16 protein-coding genes are annotated in these 15,600 nt (G+C 58.2%); 4 read left to right on the forward strand and 12 right to left on the reverse strand.

Annotation, left to right across the window (positions count from 1 at the left end):
• Positions 1 to 47: 47 nt before the first annotated feature.
• The 4 genes from VZP09_RS11935 to VZP09_RS11950 form a co-directional block, all read right to left on the reverse strand.
• Entirely contained in the window at positions 48 to 689 is a 642-nt protein-coding gene (locus VZP09_RS11935) for a bifunctional 4-hydroxy-2-oxoglutarate aldolase/2-dehydro-3-deoxy-phosphogluconate aldolase (protein ID WP_002911423.1), read from the reverse strand.
• 38 nt (positions 690 to 727) lie between these two features.
• On the reverse strand, positions 728 to 2,539 hold the full coding sequence (gene edd / locus VZP09_RS11940) for a phosphogluconate dehydratase (RefSeq protein WP_328795162.1): 1,812 nt from the start codon (positions 2,537 to 2,539) through the stop codon (positions 728 to 730).
• Between the two features lie 222 nt (positions 2,540 to 2,761).
• Entirely contained in the window at positions 2,762 to 4,237 is a 1,476-nt protein-coding gene (zwf, locus tag VZP09_RS11945) for a glucose-6-phosphate dehydrogenase (RefSeq protein WP_002911427.1), read from the reverse strand.
• Positions 4,238 to 4,247: 10 nt separating this feature from the next.
• Positions 4,248 to 4,397 (reverse strand): hypothetical protein, encoded by a 150-nt coding sequence (locus VZP09_RS11950; protein ID WP_004145554.1) that lies wholly within the window; start codon positions 4,395 to 4,397, stop codon positions 4,248 to 4,250.
• A 159-nt stretch (positions 4,398 to 4,556) separates the two neighbouring features.
• On the opposite strand from VZP09_RS11950, the gene VZP09_RS11955 reads away from it, so the two are divergent.
• Positions 4,557 to 5,462, forward strand: a complete 906-nt coding sequence (locus VZP09_RS11955) for a MurR/RpiR family transcriptional regulator (protein ID WP_004145555.1) — start codon at positions 4,557 to 4,559, stop codon at positions 5,460 to 5,462.
• A 125-nt stretch (positions 5,463 to 5,587) separates the two neighbouring features.
• A complete protein-coding gene (gene pyk, locus VZP09_RS11960) occupies positions 5,588 to 7,030 on the forward strand; it encodes a pyruvate kinase (protein ID WP_002911440.1) in 1,443 nt (480 codons plus the stop codon).
• A 40-nt stretch (positions 7,031 to 7,070) separates the two neighbouring features.
• On the opposite strand, the gene lpxM is transcribed toward pyk, so the two are convergent.
• The 3 genes from lpxM to znuA form a co-directional block, all read right to left on the reverse strand.
• Entirely contained in the window at positions 7,071 to 8,045 is a 975-nt protein-coding gene (lpxM, locus tag VZP09_RS11965; RefSeq protein ID WP_002911442.1) for a lauroyl-Kdo(2)-lipid IV(A) myristoyltransferase, read from the reverse strand.
• Between the two features lie 117 nt (positions 8,046 to 8,162).
• Positions 8,163 to 9,482, reverse strand: coding sequence for a murein DD-endopeptidase MepM (gene mepM / locus VZP09_RS11970; protein ID WP_328795163.1), 1,320 nt, complete (start codon positions 9,480 to 9,482; stop codon positions 8,163 to 8,165).
• Positions 9,483 to 9,497: 15 nt separating this feature from the next.
• Positions 9,498 to 10,442: a zinc ABC transporter substrate-binding protein ZnuA gene (znuA, locus tag VZP09_RS11975; RefSeq protein ID WP_004180437.1), complete on the reverse strand. Its 945-nt coding sequence runs from the start codon at positions 10,440 to 10,442 to the stop codon at positions 9,498 to 9,500.
• Positions 10,443 to 10,553: 111 nt separating this feature from the next.
• Between znuA and znuC the strand changes: the two genes are divergently transcribed.
• Complete coding sequence (gene znuC, locus VZP09_RS11980) at positions 10,554 to 11,273, forward strand: zinc ABC transporter ATP-binding protein ZnuC (RefSeq protein WP_004197828.1); 720 nt, start codon at positions 10,554 to 10,556, stop codon at positions 11,271 to 11,273.
• A complete protein-coding gene (znuB, locus tag VZP09_RS11985) occupies positions 11,273 to 12,058 on the forward strand; it encodes a zinc ABC transporter permease subunit ZnuB (protein WP_328795164.1) in 786 nt (261 codons plus the stop codon). Before znuC ends, znuB begins: the two co-directional genes overlap by 1 nt.
• A gap of 63 nt (positions 12,059 to 12,121) precedes the next feature.
• On the opposite strand, the gene ruvB is transcribed toward znuB, so the two are convergent.
• The 5 genes from ruvB to nudB form a co-directional block, all read right to left on the reverse strand.
• The gene (gene ruvB / locus VZP09_RS11990) at positions 12,122 to 13,132 is read right to left on the reverse strand and encodes a Holliday junction branch migration DNA helicase RuvB (protein ID WP_004148860.1); all 1,011 of its coding nucleotides are present in this window, start codon (positions 13,130 to 13,132) and stop codon (positions 12,122 to 12,124) included.
• An 8-nt stretch (positions 13,133 to 13,140) separates the two neighbouring features.
• Complete coding sequence (gene ruvA / locus VZP09_RS11995) at positions 13,141 to 13,752, reverse strand: Holliday junction branch migration protein RuvA (RefSeq protein WP_328795165.1); 612 nt, start codon at positions 13,750 to 13,752, stop codon at positions 13,141 to 13,143.
• 79 nt (positions 13,753 to 13,831) lie between these two features.
• Positions 13,832 to 14,353, reverse strand: coding sequence for a crossover junction endodeoxyribonuclease RuvC (gene ruvC / locus VZP09_RS12000; protein WP_021467157.1), 522 nt, complete (start codon positions 14,351 to 14,353; stop codon positions 13,832 to 13,834).
• A 34-nt stretch (positions 14,354 to 14,387) separates the two neighbouring features.
• The gene (locus VZP09_RS12005) at positions 14,388 to 15,128 is read right to left on the reverse strand and encodes a YebC/PmpR family DNA-binding transcriptional regulator (protein WP_002911459.1); all 741 of its coding nucleotides are present in this window, start codon (positions 15,126 to 15,128) and stop codon (positions 14,388 to 14,390) included.
• A gap of 27 nt (positions 15,129 to 15,155) precedes the next feature.
• On the reverse strand, positions 15,156 to 15,599 hold the full coding sequence (gene nudB, locus VZP09_RS12010) for a dihydroneopterin triphosphate diphosphatase (RefSeq protein ID WP_002911477.1): 444 nt from the start codon (positions 15,597 to 15,599) through the stop codon (positions 15,156 to 15,158).
• Position 15,600: the final 1 nt, after the last annotated feature.

Below are 15,600 nucleotides of genomic sequence, written 5' to 3' on the forward strand. Positions count from 1 at the left end.
ACCCGGTCGCGTTGCCGCAGACCGGGTTGTTGACCTGGAGGCGTGGTTTATTTCGCGCCTTCCACCGCTTCTCGCGCGAGGGTGGTGATGCGATCGTAGTCGCCGGCTTCGAGGGCGTCGGCTGGCACCAGCCAGGAACCGCCGATGCACAGTACGCTGTTCAGCGCCAGGTAGTCACGGTAGTTGGCCGGAGAGATACCGCCGGTCGGGCAGAAACGAATGTGGCCGAACGGACCCGCAATCGCCTGCAGGGCTTTCACGCCGCCGTTGGCTTCCGCCGGGAAGAATTTAAACTCTTTCAGGCCATACTGCATACCCAGCATCAGCTCAGATACCGTGCTGATCCCCGGGATCAGCGGGATGGTGCCGTCTTCGGTCGCCGCTTTCAGCAGGGATTCGGTAAGACCCGGGCTGATAGCGAACTGCGCGCCGGCTTCCGTTACCGCTTTCAACTGCTCAACGTTGGTAACCGTGCCCGCGCCGACAATCGCGTCCGGAACTTCTTTGGCAATCGCGCGGATCGCCTCCAGGGCGCACTCGGTGCGCAGGGTAACTTCCAGCACGCGAACGCCGCCCGCCACCAGCGCTTTCGCCATCGGTACCGCGTGCTCCAGCTTTTTCACTACGATAACCGGGACAACCGGACCGGAGGTGAGGATTGCTTCTGCTGTTGTTTTCCAGTTTTTNATCAGGATTTTCTCTCGCCAGATCTAGAAATTAAATCGTCTTAAAAAGTGATGCAGGTTGCGCCCTGCTCCGCGCCAGAGAGCTTCTCACGCAGCGCCCCAAACATCTCCCGACCGGTTCCCACGCGCGACGCGCTGAGGTCAGGGATATGCGGCTGACGCGCCGCCAGTTCGGCCTCATCCACCAGCAGCGTCAGTTCCCCCGTCTGTCCGTTCACGCGAATAAGATCGCCATCGCGCACTTTCGCCAGCAAGCCGCCATCATACGCTTCAGGCGTGACGTGAATGGCTGACGGAACTTTACCGGAGGCGCCAGAGAGTCGGCCATCGGTCACCAGCGCTATTTTGAAACGGCGGTCCAATAATACACCAAGTGGCGGCATAAGTTTATGTAATTCTGGCATCCCGTTCGCTTTTGGCCCCTGATGACGGACCACCACCACGCAGTCTTTGTCCAGCAGCCCCGCTTCAAAGGCCGGCAACACGTCGTGCTGGCTCTCAAATACCACCGCCGGCGCTTCAATCACCTGGTTCTCCACCGGGACCGCCGAAGTTTTCATCACCGCGCGTCCCAGGTTGCCGCTCAGCACCTTGGTGCCGCCGTGGCGGGAGAATGGTTTTTCAAAGGTCGCGATGACCTGGTCGTCCAATGGCGCTGTCGCCCCTTCGCGCCAGTCCAGCTCGCCGTTATTCAGCCATGGCTCCAGGGTGTAGCGCGACAGGCCAAAGCCGGCCACGGTGTGAACATCCTCATGCAGCAGGCCGCCTTTCAGCAGCTCGCGCACCAGTACCGGAACGCCGCCTGCCGCCTGGAAGTGGTTGATATCCGCCGGGCCGTTGGGATAGAGGCGCGCCAGCAGCGGCACCACGTCTGACAGGTCGGAGAAATCGTCCCAGTTAATGATAATTCCCGCCGCGCGGGCCATCGCCACCAGGTGCATAGTGTGGTTGGTGGAGCCACCGGTCGCCAGCAGCGCCACGATGCCGTTGACCACCACTTTTTCGTCAAACATTTTGCCCAGCGGCATCCACTCATTGCCGTTGCCGGTCATGCGGGTGACCTGGCGCGCGGCGGCGGCGGTCAGCGCTTCCCGCAGCGGAGCATCCGGATGGACAAAGGACGAGCCCGGCAGCTGCATGCCCATAAATTCGACCACCATCNGGTTGGTGTTCGCCGTTCCGTAGAAAGTACAGGTCCCCGGCGCGTGATAAGAGGCGGCTTCGGACTCCAGGAGCGCCATACGGTCAACTTTCCCTTCTGCATACAGCTGGCGAATGCGAACCTTCTCTTTATTCGGCAGGCCGCTGGCCATCGGACCGGAGGGAATAAAGACCGACGGCAGATGGCCAAATGAGAGCGCCGCCATGGTCAGACCGGGAACAATTTTATCGCAGACCCCGAGATACAGGGCCCCGTCGAACATGTTATGCGACAGGCCGATGGCGGCGGACATAGCGATCACCTCGCGGCTCAGGAGTGAAAGCTCCATCCCGTCCTGCCCCTGCGTTACGCCGTCGCACATCGCCGGCACGCCGCCGGCGACCTGGCCGACCGCATTGGCGCTGTGCAGCGCTTTGCGGATGATCTCCGGGTAGTGTTCATAGGGCTGGTGAGCGGACAACATGTCGTTGTAGGAGGTGATGATGGCAATGTTGTTGCGCAACATGCTCTTCAGGGAGGCTTTGTCGTCAGCCTGGCAGGCCGCGAATCCGTGAGCCAGATTGCCGCAGGCCAGTTGCGCACGATGCACGGTGTCGGTTTTGGCCTGGTTAATCCTTGCGAGGTAAGCCGCGCGGGTGTCACGCGACCGTTCGATAATGCGATTTGTTACCCGTAACATTGTCGAATTCATAAAGGCTCCTCAAATTTTTATCTGTCCGGCCGCTGCGTGATGACGTGTTGACGTGGTAAAGGCCACAAACACCAGCGCTCAGGGGCAAAATGTCTGAAGGCAGTGTAATAAAAAAAGCCCCGTGGGTGAATCCTCACGGGGCTTAAAAGATTAAAAAGCGTGCGACTTTCTGCGTCAGATCATGTTACCGGTAAAATAACCCTGACGGATTAGCCTCCAGCCTTACTCGAACTCGTTCCATGAACGACCGTCGCGAGTGATCATGGCCACCGACGCAACCGGTCCCCAGGTCCCGGCCTGATACGGTTTCGGCGCATCGCGGTCGGCTGCCCAGGCTTCGGTAATGGAGTCAACCCATTTCCACGCCTCTTCTACTTCGTCGCGGCGAACGAACAGCGCCTGGATGCCACGCATGGTCTCCAGCAGCAGACGTTCATAGGCATCGGCCAGGTGCGTCTGGTTAAAGGTCTCGGAATAGCTCAGATCCAGTTTAGTGATCTGCAGGTTATGTTTATGATCGAGGCCCGGCACTTTGTTCAGTACCTGGATATCTACCCCTTCGTCCGGCTGCAGGCGAATGGTCAGCTTGTTCTGCGGCAGCTCCTGCCAGGTCTCTTTAAACAGATTCAGTTCCGGGGTTTTGAAGTAAACCACTACCTCTGAGCATTTGGTCGGCAGACGTTTGCCGGTGCGCAGATAGAACGGTACGCCAGCCCAGCGCCAGTTATCGATATCGACGCGGATCGCCACGAAGGTTTCGGTGTTGCTGGTCTTGTTGGCCCCCTCCTCTTCGAGATAGCCAGGCACTTTTTTGCCCTGGGCAAAGCCGGCGGTATACTGGCCGCGAACGGTTTTCTCGCGCACGTTGGAGCGGTCAATACGGCGCAGGGATTTCAGCACCTTGACCTTTTCATCACGGATGCTGTCGGCGCTGAGATCGGACGGCGGCGACATGGCAATCATGCACAGGATCTGCAGCAGGTGGTTCTGGATCATGTCGCGCATCTGCCCGGCCTGGTCGAAGTAACCCCAGCGCCCTTCAATACCCACCTCTTCCGCGACGGTGATTTCGACGTGATCGATGGTGCGGCAGTCCCAGTTATTGACGAACAGGGAGTTGGCGAAGCGCAGCGCCAGCAGGTTGAGGACCGTCTCTTTACCGAGATAGTGGTCGATACGGTAGACCTGACACTCTTCAAAAAACTCGCCGACCTGGTCGTTGATTTCACGGGAGGTTTCCAGCGAGGTGCCGAGCGGTTTTTCCATGACCACGCGCGCAGGCTTGGCATTAAGCTTCGCTTCGCCCAGCCCTTTACAGATCGCGCCAAAGGTGCTCGGCGGCATAGCGAAATAGTTGATGGTGACACGGTTCTTTTGATCCAGCATCTCACCCAGGCGGGTGAAGCCGCTGGTGTCATTGACGTCAAGATTACAGAACTCCAGGCGTCCGCTCAGGGTATCCCACAAACCTTCATCAATTTTTTCCTTCATGAAGGTTTCCAGCGCTTCGCGCACGACTTTGGTATAAGCCGCTTTATCCCAGTCGGCACGGCCGACGCCAATGATTCTGGTGTCAGCGTGGATCTGGCCCGCCTTTTCAAGCTGATACAGGGAAGGCAACAATTTACGCCGCGCCAGGTCGCCCTTCGCGCCGAAAATGACCAGGTCGCATGCCTGGGCCGTTTGCGTTACCGCCATGTCATTCTCCTCAGTTGATAGTCTGGTGCTTTTGCCAGGCTATATTTGTAATTTTCTTACACTGCACTGTACTGTGTTTACGTATTTCCCGAAAGCCTTCCCCTTCGTTTGCGGCGGTAAAACCGCACAGGGTGAAAACATTCGGCGATGATTTGGGCATTCGGCCGTTATTGTTCGTTGTTTGTACCTGGTTCAGGTCAGTAAAATACGACCCTGATCATGTAATGAAAAAAAACAACATCATTTCACGTCATTCCTCACCGCTTGCGCTTGCGGAGGGGTATATTCTTGCTAAAACGCCCAATGATTTCACCCATTAATGAAATCGTTTCCATTGATGAGCGCCCTGTTACTAATGAACATGCTGGAAAAAATCCAGTCCCGACTGGAACACCTTAGCAAATCTGAACGCAAAGTGGCGGAAGTGATCCTCGCCACCCCCGAGCAGGCCATTCATTCGAGCATCGCCGCCCTCGCCCTTGAGGCCGGCGTTAGCGAACCGACCGTCAATCGCTTCTGCCGTAGTCTCGAAACCCGCGGATTCCCTGACTTCAAACTGCATCTGGCCCAGAGCCTTGCGCACGGCACGCTCTATGTTAACCGGAATGTCGATGAAGACGACAGCGTTGAGTCATACACGGGAAAAATATTCGAATCGGCCATGGCGAGTTTAGATCAGGTGCACCATTCTCTCGACATGTCGGCGGTAAATCGCGCGGTGGATCTGCTGACTCAGGCCAAAAAAATCGCCTTTTTCGGCCTCGGCTCCTCAGCGGCGGTCGCTCACGACGCGATGAACAAATTTTTCCGCTTTAACGTGCCGGTCATCTATTCCGACGACATTGTCCTGCAACGGATGAGCTGTATGAATTGCGATGACGATGATGTGGTGGTGATTATCTCGCATACCGGAAGAACCAAGAGCCTGGTGGAGCTGGCGCAGCTGGCTCGTGAAAACGATGCCATGGTGATCGCGCTCACCTCCGCCGGTACGCCGCTAGCCAGGGAAGCCACGCTCGCCATTACCCTTGATGTGCCGGAAGATACCGACATCTATATGCCGATGGTCTCCCGTTTGGCCCAGTTGACCGTCATTGACGTGTTGGCGACTGGCTTTACCTTGCGTCGGGGGGCAAAATTCAGAGATAACTTGAAGAGGGTCAAGGAAGCGCTGAAGGAATCGCGTTTTGATAAAGAACCATTCGTACCCAGTGATAATCAATAAAAGTTGATAACAAGCAGTACCCCATTACACCTTCGATAACGATCCGGCTGTGCGACGTTGCAGGCTGGCGCTACCGAATCCATGTTCACGCAACACCAAAGTTGTATCAGTCAACGGAGTATTACATGTCCAGAAGGCTTCGCAGAACCAAAATCGTTACTACCTTAGGCCCGGCAACTGACCGCGATAACAACCTGGAAAAGGTTATCGCCGCGGGCGCAAACGTAGTACGTATGAACTTCTCTCACGGCACCCCGGAAGATCATCAGCTCCGTGCCGACAAAGTGCGTGAGATTGCGGCAAAACTGGGCCGTCATGTGGCCATCCTCGGCGACCTCCAGGGACCAAAAATTCGCGTATCGACCTTCAAAGAAGGCAAAATTTTCCTCAACGTCGGCGATAAATTCCTGCTCGACGCAAACCTTGGCAAAGGCGAAGGCGACAAAGAGAAAGTCGGGATCGACTATAAAGGCCTGCCGGCGGACGTCGTGCCGGGCGATATCTTATTGCTCGACGATGGTCGCGTGCAGCTGAAAGTCCTCGAAGTTCAGGGGATGAAAGTGTTCACTGAAGTGACCGTCGGCGGCCCGTTGTCCAACAACAAAGGGATCAACAAGCTGGGCGGCGGCCTGTCTGCCGAAGCGCTGACCGACAAAGATAAAGCTGATATCGTCACCGCCGCAAAAATCGGCGTCGACTACCTGGCCGTCTCTTTCCCGCGCTGCGGCGAAGACCTGAACTACGCCCGTCGCCTGGCGCGCGATGCCGGCTGCGATGCGAAAATCGTCGCCAAAGTTGAGCGTGCCGAAGCGGTTTGCGATCAGGATGCGATGGACGACGTGATCCTCGCCTCCGATGTGGTAATGGTTGCCCGTGGCGACCTCGGCGTCGAGATCGGCGATCCTGAGCTGGTGGGCATCCAGAAAGCGCTGATCCGTCGTGCCCGTCAGCTGAACCGTTCCGTCATTACCGCCACCCAGATGATGGAGTCGATGATCACCAACCCGATGCCGACTCGCGCGGAAGTGATGGACGTGGCCAACGCCGTGCTGGATGGTACCGATGCGGTGATGCTCTCCGCGGAGACCGCTGCCGGTCAGTATCCTTCGGAAACCGTGGCCGCGATGGCGCGCGTGTGTCTGGGCGCGGAAAAAATCCCTAGCCTCAACGTCTCCAAACACCGTCTGGACGTCCAGTTCGACAACGTGGAAGAAGCGATTGCCATGTCGGCGATGTATGCCGCCAACCACCTGAAAGGCATTACCGCCATCATCACCATGACCGAATCGGGCCGTACCGCGCTGATGACTTCGCGCATTAGCTCCGGTCTGCCGATTTTCGCCCTCTCCCGCCACGAGCGCACCCTGAACCTGACCGCCCTCTACCGCGGGGTGACGCCGGTGTTCTTCGACAGCCAGAATGACGGGGTGGCCGCCGCGCACGACGCCGTCAATCTGCTGCGGGACAAAGGCTATCTGGTCTCCGGCGACCTCGTGGTCGTGACCCAGGGTGACGTGATGAGCACCATCGGCAGCACCAACACCACCCGTATCCTCACCGTCGAGTAAGCACGGTAGAGATAAAAAAGCCTCCTGACGGAGGCTTTTTTTATTTCTTTTTCGGGAACAGCTCTTTGCGTTTATAGGGCTCGATTTCACCCGGCTTGCGCGTTTTCAGCAGCTTCAGGATCCAGGTATACTGCTCGGTGTGCGGCTTAACAAACACTTCCACTTCTTCGTTCATCCGCCGGGCGATGGTCGTATCGTCAGCGTCCAGCAGATCGTCCATCGGCGGGCGCACCAGCACCGTCAGGCGGTGCGTCTTGCTATCGTAGACCGGGAACAGCGGTACGACGCGGGCGCGGCACACTTTCATTAAGCGGCCAATCGCCGGCAGCGTGGCCTTGTAGGTAGCAAAGAAATCCACAAACTCGCTGTGTTCGGCGCCGTGATCCTGATCGGGCAGATAGTAGCCCCAGTAGCCCTGACGCACCGACTGAATAAACGGTTTGATCCCATCGTTGCGCGCGTGCATACGCCCGCCAAAACGACGACGCACGGTATTCCACACGTAATCGAACACCGGGTTACCCTGGTTATGGAACATCGCCGCCATCTTCTGCCCGCCGGAGGCCATCAGCATCGCCGGGATATCCACACCCCATGCATGCGGAACGAGAAAAATCACCTTCTCATTATTGCGCTGCATCTCGTCGATGATCGCTTTCCCCTGCCAGTCAACGCGGGCAAGGATTTTCTGCGGATCGCGCAGGCCCAGCTCGGCCATCATCACCATCGCCTGCGGCGCCGAGGCATACATGGCGTCGATAATAGCTTCCCGCTCGTACTCGCTTTTTTCCGGGAAGCAGTACAGCAAATTAATCTGCGCCCGGCGGCGCGAGCTTTTCGCCAGACGCCCTACCAGACGACCGAGTTTGCCGAGGAGCGGATCGCGAAAGGATGGCGGCGTCAGCGCAATACCGGCGAAGGCAAAGACCCCCAGCCAGGCGCCCCAGTAGCGCGGCAGTAAAAAGGATTTTTCAAACTTAGGGATAAACTCAATATTATTTTTTTTCGTTTCCATGCCCAATCCGCAGATCGACTGCTTAATCAAGATAATGGGATAGTGTAGCGAGACGTCGGGTATCCTACAAAAGAAAAAGCCGGCGCCCTGGGGCACCGGCTTTCCACTGACCGGTGGTTAGTCAAACCGCAGCTGCGGAACGACCTCTTTGACCTGCGCCAGATAGTCGGTCCGGTCGGAACCGCTCAGCCCTTCGGTACGCGGCAGCTTAGCCGTCAGCGGGTTGACCGCCTGCTGGTTGATCCACACTTCGTAGTGCAGGTGTGGCCCGGTAGAGCGTCCGGTATTCCCCGACAGCGCAATGCGATCCCCGCGCTTCACTTTCTGCCCCGGCTTCACTAACAGCTTACGCAGGTGCATGTAGCGAGTGGTATAGGTGCGGCCGTGGCGGATCGCGACGTAATACCCGGCAGCGCCGCTGCGTTTGGCCACGACTACTTCACCATCGCCCACCGCCAGCACTGGCGTTCCCTGCGGCATCGCGAAATCGACGCCACGGTGCGGCGCGACGCGGCCGGTGACCGGGTTCAGACGACGCGGATTAAAGTTAGAGGAGACGCGGAACTGACGCGCCGTTGGGAAGCGCATAAAGCCCTTCGCCAGACCCGTGCCGTTGCGGTCGTAGAATTTGCCGTCTTCGGCGCGGATGGCATAGTAATCCTTACCGTCAGAGCGAAGACGCACGCCGAGTAACTGGCTTTGCTCACGTTTGCCGTCGAGCATTTCGCGCGACATCAATACCGAGAATTCGTCGCCTTTCTTCAGCTTACGGAAATCCATCTGCCACTGCATGGCCTTGATCACCGCGTTGATTTCCGTGCTGGTCAGCCCGGCATCACGCGCGCTGGAGACAAAGCTGGCGCCGACGGTGCCCTTCAGCACGCTGTTGACCCAATCGCCTTTCTGCAGCTCGCTGCTCATTTTAAAACCGTTATCCACACGGGTATAGGTGCGGGTCTCGCGGCGGGACATCTCCCAGGTCAGGCTCTGCAGATCGCCGTCGGCGGTCAGGGTCCAGGAGAGCTGCTGGCCAATCTTCAGGTTGCGCAGCTCTTTATCGGCGGAGGAAAGCTGGGCGATATCGCCCATATCGATACCGTACTGGTTCAGAATNCTGCTGAGCGTATCGCCGGTCGACACCACATATTCGTGCCCGCCGGCATCGCTATCGGCTTTTTCGTCGAGCTCATCCTGAGGAATGGCTTCTTCTTCCTGCGGGGCCTGATCGATCGGCTCGGAGGCTTCCGGCAGCAGGGAACGGATCTCGCTTTTTTCCAGTTCAATGGTTCTGACGATGGGGGCGGATTCCGGGTGGTAAATGTAGGGTCGCCAGACGGCGACCGCTAAGGTAAGAACGCTAAGCGACCCCAGCATAACGCGATGAGGTCGTGGCAGATTGTTGAATGCCTGAGTGACAGCGCGGGCTATCTGTTGCACGTATTCACTTCCTCGTTAATCTCCTTTCAGGCAGCTCGAATACTGATTCGCCAGTTGGGTGAGGAATTGCGGGTAACTCGTTTTACCCAGCGTAATTCCTGTTCCCAGTGGATCCAGGGTTCCCATGCGCACAGACGTGCCCCGGGCAACAGCTTCGATAACCGCTGGCCTGAACTGTGGCTCAGCAAAAACGCAAGTGGCTTTCTGCTCAACCAGTTGTGTTCTGATTTCGTGTAAACGCTGCGCACCGGGCTGTATTTCAGGGTTGACGGTAAAGTGCCCCAGCGAGGTCAAACCGTAGTGTTTTTCAAAGTAACCGTAGGCGTCATGAAAAACGAAATAGCCCTTCCCTTTCAGCGGTGCCAGCTCATTGCTCACCTGCTTGTCGGTCGCCGCCAGCGCGGTCTCGAACTGCTGCAGGTTGCTGTCGAGTTTGGCTCGACTCTGCGGCATAAGTTCCAATAATTTATCGTGGATTGCAACCGCCGAAAGCCGCGCTATCTCTGGGGATAACCACAGATGCATATTGTAAATACCGTGATGGTGATCGCCGTCACCTTTTTCTGCTGCGCCATGGTCATGACCATGGTGATCGTCATCGTCGTCCGCCCCGGTGATGAGCAGCGGTTTGACCCCATCCAGCTCGGCAATCGTCACCTTTTTATTCGCCGCAATGCTTTGCGTCGACTTATCCATAAAGGCTTCCATTTCCGGACCAATCCACACCACTAAGTCTGCGTTCTGTAAGCGTTTTACATCAGAAGGACGGAGGGAATAATCATGCTCGGAGGCGCCATCGGGCAGCAGCACCTGGGTCTCGGTCACCCCATCGGCGATGGCCGCCGCAATAAAGCCCAGCGGTTTCATAGAAGTCACCACGGCGGCGCTGGCCAGCGGTACCTGCGCGAACAAAAAAACAGCGCCAAGTCCAGCGCAAAGAAGCGTATTTTTATGTAACATAATGCGTCTAGTCATCGAAATAAGTGAGTGTGATGTGATATTATAACATTCACTAGCTTGTGCAACCCCTAAATTACTATGACAAACCTTGTAACGCTGGAAAATGTCTCGGTGGCCTTTGGCCAACGCCGCGTGTTGTCTGACATCTCGCTGGCTCTCACGCCAGGCAAAATCTTAACCCTGCTGGGCCCCAACGGCGCCGGCAAATCGACCCTTGTGCGGGTGGTTCTCGGGCTGGTAGCACCGACAGAGGGTGTTATCAAGCGTGACGCACGCCTGCGCATCGGCTATGTGCCGCAGAAACTGCATCTGGACGCCACGCTGCCGCTGACCGTTAGCCGCTTCCTGCGTTTGCGCCCGGGCACCCGTAAAGACGACATCCTGCCGGCGCTGAAGCGCGTGCAGGCGGGGCATCTGATCGATGCGCCGATGCAAAAGCTCTCCGGCGGCGAAACGCAGCGCGTACTGCTGGCCCGCGCCCTGCTCAACCGTCCGCAGCTGCTGGTGCTGGATGAACCGACCCAGGGTGTTGACGTCAACGGCCAGGTGGCGCTCTACGATCTTATCAACCAGCTGCGCCATGAACTGGACTGCGCGGTGCTAATGGTATCCCACGATCTGCATCTGGTGATGGCCAAAACCGACGAAGTTTTGTGCCTGAACCAGCATATCTGCTGCTCTGGCGCACCGGAGGTGGTCTCCATGCACCCGGAGTTTATCTCCATGTTCGGCCCGCGCGGCGCGGAACAGCTGGGGATATACCGCCACCACCATAATCACCGCCACGACCTTCAGGGGCGAATTGTACTGCGTCGGGGAAACAGCCGCTAATGATTGAACTTCTGTTACCTGGCTGGCTTGCCGGGATGATGCTGGCCTGCGCCGCTGGTCCGCTGGGCTCCTTTGTGGTCTGGCGCCGCATGTCTTATTTCGGCGACACGCTGGCGCATGCGTCTCTGCTCGGCGTCGCTTTCGGTTTATTGCTTAACGTCAATNCGTTCTATGCGGTGATCGCCGTGACCCTGCTGCTGGCCGGCGGGCTGGTGTGGCTGGAAAAACGACCGCATCTGGCGATCGATACCCTGCTGGGCATCATGGCGCACAGCGCGCTGTCCCTGGGGCTGGTGGTGGTCAGTCTGATGTCTAACGTCCGCGTCGATCTGATGGCGTACCTGTTCGGCGATCTGCTGGCGGTTACGCCGCAGGACCTGATCGCCATTGCCACTGGCGTGGTGATTGTGATTGGCATTCTACTCTGGCAGTGGCGAAATCTGCTGGCGATGACCATCAGTCCGGACCTGGCGTTTGTCGACGGCGTGAAGCTGCAGCGGGTCAAGCTGCTGTTGATGCTGGTCACCGCCCTGACTATCGGCGTGGCGATGAAGTTCGTCGGGGCGCTGATCATTACTTCCCTGCTGATTATACCTGCCGCCACCGCCCGCCGTTTTGCCCGTACGCCGGAGCAGATGGCCGCCGTGGCGGTGGGCGTGGGCATGCTGGCCGTTACCGGCGGGTTAACCTTCTCGGCTTTCTATGATACCCCGGCCGGGCCGTCGGTGGTGCTCTGCGCCGCGGTGCTGTTTATTCTCAGCATGACGAAAAAAGCCGCCAGCTGAAAATGAAAAAGCCCGGTCACGCTGCTGACCGGGCTTCACCATAAACTGCTCAACCGCAACGCGCTACGGCATTTCCGGCGGCGTAATCCCGAAATGATTCCAGGCGCGCACCGTCGCCATTCTTCCCCGCGGCGTACGCTGCAGAAAGCCCTGCTGAATTAAGTAGGGCTCCAGTACATCTTCAATGGTTTCCCGCTCTTCGCCAATCGCGGCGGCGAGGTTATCCAGCCCCACCGGGCCGCCAAAGAACTTATCTATCACCGCCAGCAGCAGCTTACGGTCCATATAGTCGAACCCTTCCGCATCGACGTTAAGCATATCCAGCGCCTGGGCGGCAATATCGGCGGAGATGGTGCCGTCGTGGCGCACTTCCGCAAAGTCACGCACCCGGCGCAGCAGACGGTTGGCAATACGCGGCGTGCCGCGTGAACGGCGGGCTACTTCCAGCGCGCCCTCGTCGCTCATCTCCAGCCCCATATGGCGGGCGCTGCGGCTGACAATATGCTGCAGATCGGGGATCTGATAGAACTCCAGACGCTGCACGATGCCAAAGCGGTCGCGCAGCGGCGAGGTCAACGAACCGGCGCGGGTGGTGGCGCCGATCAGGGTAAACGGCGGCAGATCGATCTTGATGGAACGCGCCGCGGGACCTTCGCCAATCATAATATCCAGCTGGTAGTCTTCCATTGCCGGATAGAGCACCTCTTCCACCACCGGCGAGAGGCGATGGATCTCATCGATAAACAGAACATCGTGCGGTTCGAGGTTGGTGAGCATCGCGGCGAGATCGCCCGCCTTCTCCAGCACCGGGCCGGAGGTGGTACGCAGATTCACCCCCATTTCATTGGCGACGATATTGGCCAGGGTGGTTTTCCCCAACCCTGGCGGGCCAAAAATCAGCAGGTGATCGAGGGCGTCGCCGCGCAGCTTCGCCGCCTGGATAAAGATCTCCATCTGCGAACGCACCTGCGGCTGGCCGACATACTCTGCCAGCAATTTTGGGCGGATGGCGCGGTCAGCGGCCTCTTCAAAGCCGCTGCTGTCTGCCGATACCAGCCGGTCTGCTTCAATCATCCCTTACCTCACAACGCAGCGCGCAGCGCTTCGCGAATTAGCGTTTCACTGTTGGCGTCCGGACGCGCGATCTTGCTGACCATCCGGCTGGCCTCCTGCGGTTTATAGCCCAGCGCGACCAGCGCGGCAACCGCTTCCTGCTCGGCATCGTCCGCCGTTGGGCCTGCCGGCGAGGTCAGCACCAGATCGGCCGCCGGGGTGAACAGGTCGCCGTGCAGCCCTTTGAAGCGGTCTTTCATCTCAACGATCAGACGTTCAGCGGTTTTTTTGCCAATCCCCGGCAGCTTCACCAGCGAGGCGACCTCTTCCCGTTCAACGGCGTTGACGAACTGCTGCGCCGACATGCCGGAGAGGATCGCCAGCGCCAGCTTGGGCCCCACGCCGTTGGTTTTAATCAGCTCTTTAAACAGGGTACGTTCCTGTTTGTTGTTAAACCCATACAGCAGCTGGGCATCTTCACGCACCACAAAGTGGGTGAAGACGATCGCCTCCTGCCCGGCCTCCGGCAGCTCATAGAAGNAGGTCATTGGCATATGCACTTCATAGCCGACGCCCGCCGTTTCCAGCAACACCAGCGGGGGTTGTTTTTCGAGAATGATGCCTCTGAGTCTGCCTATCACGTGGGGCTCCTGCGTTATGGTCTAAGTATCAGGCGGTATCATAAAAAAAGGCTGGATAGATATCCAGCCTGATTTGCGATTATCGTAAGCGCCCCCGCGCCAGATTGAGCCGGGCCTCGCTGATCTGAGCGGCATTCTGGCTGACATGGCAATGGGTGATGGCGATCGCCAGCGCATCCGCCGCATCCGCCTGCGGATTGGCGGGCAGCTTGAGCAAGGTGCGCACCATATGCTGGACCTGGCTCTTTTCGGCGCTGCCAATCCCGACCACGGTCTGCTTGACCTGACGGGCGGCGTATTCAAACACCGGCAGCGCCTGATTGGTCGCTGCGACGATCGCCACCCCACGCGCCTGCCCGAGCTTTAACGCCGAGTCGGCATTCTTGGCCATAAAGACCTGCTCAATGGCGAAATAGTCGGGCTGGAACTGGGTGATGATCTCCGTCACCCCGGCGTAGATCAGCTTCAGCCGCGACGGCAGATCGTCCACTTTGGTGCGGATGCATCCGCTGCCCAGGTAGCTCAGCTGCCGCCCAACCTGGCGGATCACGCCATAACCGGTAACGCGCGACCCCGGGTCAATGCCGAGAATAATAGCCATCACGCGCCTCCGGTTAACCGTGGATGCGGCTGCATCACAGGGTGGCTGCGACCTCGTCGGAGATCTCGCCGTTATGGTACACTTCCTGCACGTCGTCGCAGTCTTCGAGCATATCGATCAGACGCAGCAGCTTCGGCGCCGTCTCGGCATCCATATCCGCTTTGGTGGACGGAATCATTGAGACTTCGGCAGCGTCGGCTTTCAGGCCGGCGGCTTCCAGCGCGTCGCGCACGGCGCCCATCTCTTCCCAGGCGGTGTAGACGTCGATGGCGCCGTCGTCATAGGTCACCACGTCTTCTGCGCCTGCTTCCAGCGCCGCTTCCATGATAGTGTCTTCATCGCCTTTCTCGAAGGAGATAACGCCTTTCTTGCTGAACAGGTAGGAGACGGAACCATCGGTGCCGAGGTTACCCCCGGTTTTGGTGAAGGCGTGACGCACTTCCGCAACGGTACGGTTACGGTTGTCGGACAGACATTCCACCATCACCGCGGTGCCGCCAGGACCGTAGCCTTCATAAATGATGGTTTCCATGTTCGCGTCTTCATCGCCGCCGACGCCGCGCGCGATGGCGCGGTTCAGGGTGTCGCGAGTCATGTTGTTAGACAGCGCTTTATCAACGGCCGCACGCAGACGCGGGTTGGAAGCCGGATCGCCGCCGCCCAGACGCGCGGCGGTGACCAGCTCGCGAATGATTTTCGTAAAGATTTTACCGCGTTTGGCATCCTGTGCCGCTTTGCGGTGTTTGGTGTTGGCCCATTTACTATGACCTGCCATAAAAAACTCTCCAAAAAGCGCGCCCTTTCAGGCGGCGTTAATTACAAATTCTTCAATCGCCTGCCGGTTGCTCCACGACTTGGTCAGCGCAGCGGCTTCCGTCGCGCTGACCCAGCGATAGGCCAGATGTTCGGTGAAAGTAATCTCCCGCTCATGAGGCAGCGCAAGACAGAACCAGAATTCCGTATTGCGCTCTACACCCGGCGCATAGCGATGACGCAAATGAGAAAATATCTCGAACTCCACCGTGCGCTGACAGTCGATTAAGGTCAGTTGCTCGCAGGCAACGTCAATGGCGACCTCTTCCTTTACTTCACGCGCGGCGGCCTGCAGCGCGGTCTCTCCAGCTTCCAGGCTGCCGGTGACCGACTGCCAGAACGCGGGATCGTCGCGCCGCTGCAACATCAGCACCCGTTTCGTATCTTCGGCGTAAATCACCACCAGCACCGAAACGGGCAGCTTAAATGACATA

The sequence above is a fragment of the Klebsiella sp. EMBS2024 genome, from assembly GCF_036233805.1.
Taxonomy (GTDB): domain Bacteria; phylum Pseudomonadota; class Gammaproteobacteria; order Enterobacterales; family Enterobacteriaceae; genus Klebsiella; species Klebsiella pneumoniae.

Coding starts and splice junctions, on each gene's coding strand:
- nudB (WP_002911477.1), bottom strand. CDS start 15,599: ATGTCATTTAAGCTGCCCGTTTCGGTGCTGGTGGTGATTTACGCCGAA.
- VZP09_RS11950 (WP_004145554.1), bottom strand. CDS start 4,397: ATGCCCAAATCATCGCCGAATGTTTTCACCCTGTGCGGTTTTACCGCC.
- lpxM (WP_002911442.1), bottom strand. CDS start 8,045: ATGGAAACGAAAAAAAATAATATTGAGTTTATCCCTAAGTTTGAAAAA.
- ruvC (WP_021467157.1), bottom strand. CDS start 14,353: ATGGCTATTATTCTCGGCATTGACCCGGGGTCGCGCGTTACCGGTTAT.
- pyk (WP_002911440.1), top strand. CDS start 5,588: ATGTCCAGAAGGCTTCGCAGAACCAAAATCGTTACTACCTTAGGCCCG.
- VZP09_RS12005 (WP_002911459.1), bottom strand. CDS start 15,128: ATGGCAGGTCATAGTAAATGGGCCAACACCAAACACCGCAAAGCGGCA.
- zwf (WP_002911427.1), bottom strand. CDS start 4,237: ATGGCGGTAACGCAAACGGCCCAGGCATGCGACCTGGTCATTTTCGGC.
- znuA (WP_004180437.1), bottom strand. CDS start 10,442: ATGTTACATAAAAATACGCTTCTTTGCGCTGGACTTGGCGCTGTTTTT.
- VZP09_RS11955 (WP_004145555.1), top strand. CDS start 4,557: ATGAAATCGTTTCCATTGATGAGCGCCCTGTTACTAATGAACATGCTG.
- ruvB (WP_004148860.1), bottom strand. CDS start 13,132: ATGATTGAAGCAGACCGGCTGGTATCGGCAGACAGCAGCGGCTTTGAA.